This is a genomic window from Persicitalea sp., assembly GCF_041751555.1.
GTDB lineage: Bacteria > Bacteroidota > Bacteroidia > Cytophagales > Spirosomataceae > Persicitalea.
Genome location: NZ_JBGSXF010000704.1, coordinates 1 through 4147, shown reverse-complemented (window position 1 = coordinate 4147; position 4147 = coordinate 1). Strand labels below are relative to the sequence as shown.

Sequence of the window (4147 nt, the reverse complement as noted above, 5' to 3'; positions counted from 1 at the left end):
AAATATCATTGTGCAGGGTGTGTCCAGTTTCTCGCCCCCAGCGTCCGTGACCGAACGGCCCAATTACCAGCGTGTTATAGGCGTTCGGATTGTTCTTCTCGATGGTTTTGTAGGTATTCAGCGGGCCGTACAAATCCTCGGCGTCGAACCAGCCGCCGACGGTCATATAGGCGGAAGTGACACCTTTCAAATGCGGCAGGATGTCGCGCTTCTGCCAGAACTCATCGTAATTGGGATGATTCATCGTTTCCTGCCAGAAAAAATTGTCCTTGTAGTACTTGTCGAAATTCTTCAACGGGCCGATGTTCAGGTTGAAAGTGTAGCCGTCGGGCTTGGCCTGAATGAATTCATCGGTAAACCAGGAATCAGTCATCGGCTTGGGATGTTGAATACCAAACACCGGAAACGTACCGTAGTAGCCCTGCGTGAAGGCTCCGTTGTGGTGGAAATCATCAAAGAAGAAATCGGCGATGGGCGCCTGCGGCGAAGATGCTTTTAAAGCCGGATGTTTGCTCAGTGAACTGGCCGTGGTATAAAAACCGGGATATGAAGTACCGTACTGCCCTACCCGACCATTATTATTTGGAACATTTTTGAGCAAAAACTCGATGGTATCGTACATATCCGACGCCTCGTCCACGTCGTTCTTTCCCTTCTTGTTGTCGATGTGCGGCGTCATGTTAGTCCAGGTACCCTCGCTCATGTAGCGACCCCGCACGTCCTGATAAACGTAGACGTACATGTCCCGCATGAGGTAGGGGTTTGGGCCTAAGCGCGTCGGAAATTCATTTTCGCCGTAGGGCCCGATGCTGTAACAGGTTCGTTGCATCAGGAATGGGTACTGCTTGCTGGCTGAAATATCCTTCGGCGTGTATAGGATCGTGTGCAGTTTCACGCCGTCCCGCATTGGGATGTCATGAATCTGCTTGGTGTAGTGTTCTTTGATAAAAGCCTGGTCGGAGTTGGCCGTTTGGGCGTTTATCGCCGGACGGATGGTCAGCAAAATTAAGAGAAAAAGTAGGCGTTTCATGGATTTGAGATAAGGATTGTTTGGTAAAATTAGGGTTAAAATTTAGAAAATAGATGGTAAAACAACGAGTTTGGCTAATTTTGATTTTCAGAACCTAAAATCACTTTTATAAAAATTCATGAAGAAATATTTTTCGATTGCCTTGTTAATCGTCTCTCTATCCACAGCTTTCGCCCAATCCGACCGCTGGCAGCAGCGCGTCAAGTACGAGATGAACATCGACTTCGACGCCAAGACCCACCGCTACACGGGTTCGCAGAAGCTCCAATACACAAACAATTCCCCGGACACGCTCAATAAAGTCTTCTACCACCTATATCTGAATGCCTTCCAGCCCGGTAGCCAGATGGACGTCCGGTCGCGTACGATCAGCGATCCCGACGCTCGGGTAATGGATCGAATTTACAAGCTTTCGCCCGACGAAATCGGCTATGAGAAAGTGAAGGCTTTGAAAATGAATGGAAAATCGGTAAAGTATCAGGTAGTTGGGACGATCCTGGAAGTGACCCTGAACGAGTCGATCATGCCGAAATCAACCGTGACCTTCGAGATGGAATTTGAGGCGCAGGTACCTGTACAGATTCGGCGCACAGGGCGAAACAATAAAGAAGGAATCGATTATTCGATGGCGCAGTGGTACCCCAAAATGGTCGAGTACGACTACGAAGGTTGGCATGCTGTACCTTACATCGCCCGAGAGTTTTATGGCGTTTGGGGTGATTTCGACGTCAAGATTACAATAGATGCCAAATATACCATCGCGGGTACGGGTTATCTCCAAAATCCTGACAAAATCGGCCACGGCTATTCCAAGAAAACGATCACTCACAAAGAGGGTGATCGTCTGACGTGGCATTTCGTGGCCCCAGAAGTACCTGACTTCGTTTGGGCCGCCGATCCCGACTACGTCCACGACATCGTGAAGGTGGACGATAAACTCGACCTGCATTTTTTCTACCAAAACGACACGATCAACTACTGGAAGGAAATGCAGCCCTACGCCGTGCGCTGTTTCAAATTTATGAATGAGCGTTATGGCCGCTATCCTTACAACCAATATTCAGTGATTCAAGGTGGCGATGGCGGGATGGAATACCCGATGGCGACGTTGATCACTGGTAGAGGTACTTTGGGAGCACTGGTGAGCGTAACCGTTCACGAGTCGATACACAGTTGGTTTCAAAACCTACTGGGTACCAATGAGTCGAAGTACCCCTGGATGGACGAAGGATTCACCTCCTACGCGTCGAGCCTGGTCATGGCGGACCTTTTTCCTTCGCGTCGCGATCCGCATTTCGGTAGTTTCACTTCGTACCAGCGGCTGGTGGAATCAGGTCTGGAAGAGCCCATGACGACGCAGTCGGATCACTACAACACCAACCGCGCCTACAGCACGGCTGCCTACTCGAAGGGGGCGCTTTTCCTGAATCAACTGGACTACATCATCGGCAAACCCGCCTTCGACCGGGGCATGAAAAGGTACTTCAACGAGTGGCACTTTAAGCACCCCAATCCTACTGATTTAAAACGCATCATGGAAAAGGAATCTGGCCTGGAACTGGACTGGTACTGGGAAGACTGGGTCGGCACGACGCGTACCATTGACTACGGTATCCGCGAAGTACTTTCTAATAGCAATAAAACTAACATCGTGCTGGATCGCCATGGCAAGATGCCCATGCCGCTCGATGTGGTGGTGAGCTACGCCGACGGGACGCAAGAGAATTTCTACATTCCGTTGGAGATGATGCGCGGTGAGAAGCGGGAAAATATTTACGGCAAAACTACCCTCCTGCCCGACTGGCCGTGGGTCTACCCTGAATACAGCTTCACTATCGACCGTCCCGTAACCGCCATTCAGCGCATCTTTATCGACCCGACCCACCGCATGGCCGACATCAAGCCAGAGAATAATGTGTATCCGACGCTGACGGAAGTGCCGAGGATGAAGGTTTTGCAGCCTTAGATTCAAAGGCATAAAGGCACAAAGGCACAAAGGCACAAAGGCACAAAGGCACAAAGTGGAAGGGTAGTTTCTTGCGAGGCTACCCTTCATTTCAATATTCTTTTATAGAAAAATGGAAGAAAAAACTACTGATTTTGGACGGATTCTGGCGGCTTATGGAATTTTTCCGCTACCCGAGCCGCGACGGTTCGGGTCGGGGCATATCAATGACACATTCCTGGTAGAAAGCGATAGTGGGGCATGCTACGTTTTACAAAAAATCAATTCCCGGGTCTTCGATGTTGGAGCGATTGCATCCAACCTTCGGCTGGCGGCGCAGCATATGTCGAAACACCATTCTGACTATCTTTTCGTCGCGCCCATTCCTACACTGTCAGGAGAAGAGTTAGTTGAAGTGGATGGCGAGTCCTGGCGATTGACGCCGTTTGTTCCCAACTCCAATACAATCAATGAAGCTACCTCACCTGCGCAAGCTTACGAATCAGCGCGGCAGTTTGGGCTGCTGGCACGGAATCTGGATGGACTTGATATGGCAAAGTTTCAAGCTACGATTCCTGATTTCCACAATCTGAGTTTTCGCTTTGAGCAATTCCAGGAGGCGATCGTTAGGGCTGGTGAAGAAAGAAAAATCAAGGCGCAGGAAATGATTACCTACTTTTTGGACAAAAAGCAGATCGTCGCGACTTACGAAAATCTGCTCCAAAACCCGGATTTCCCCGACCGCTTGATGCACCACGACACCAAAATCAACAACGTGCTGCTCGATACTGACACGCAACGCGGCTTGGCCGTATGTGACCTTGATACCCTGATGCCGGGTAAAGTCATCTCTGACCTCGGCGATATGGTGCGTACCTACGTCAGTCCGGTTTCGGAGGAGAGCGTAGAGTTTGAAAAAGTGGTAGTGCGAGAAGACTACTATCGTGCTCTGGTAGAAGGCTATCTTGCCGAAATGAAAGAGGTTTTGACCGAGACGGAGAAGTCGGCTATTTTCTTCTCGGGGCTGTTTTTGGTTTATATGCAGGGCATTCGCTTTTTGGCGGATTATCTGAACGGCAATGTGTATTACCCGACCAAGTACCCAGATCATAACCTCGACCGGGCACGAAATCAGATGGTACTTTTGCAGGATTTGTACGCGAAGGAGGAGG

3 protein-coding genes are annotated in these 4147 nt (G+C 49.7%); 2 read left to right on the top strand and 1 reads right to left on the bottom strand.

The genetic code is table 11. The features are described 5' to 3' along the window. Nucleotides 1–1030: CocE/NonD family hydrolase (locus tag ACEW8P_RS24630; protein ID WP_373515716.1), on the bottom strand; the 1030-nt coding region annotated here is incomplete at its 3' end. Between the two features lie 118 nt (nucleotides 1031–1148). On the opposite strand from ACEW8P_RS24630, the gene ACEW8P_RS24625 reads away from it, so the two are divergent. Both ACEW8P_RS24625 and ACEW8P_RS24620 read left to right on the top strand, forming a co-directional pair. Further along, entirely contained in the window at nucleotides 1149–2996 is a 1848-nt protein-coding gene (locus ACEW8P_RS24625; RefSeq protein ID WP_373515715.1) for a M1 family metallopeptidase, read from the top strand. Nucleotides 2997–3108: 112 nt separating this feature from the next. Then, nucleotides 3109–4147, top strand: a 1039-nt coding sequence (locus ACEW8P_RS24620; RefSeq protein WP_373515714.1) for a phosphotransferase enzyme family protein, incomplete at its 3' end; no start/stop codon positions are given.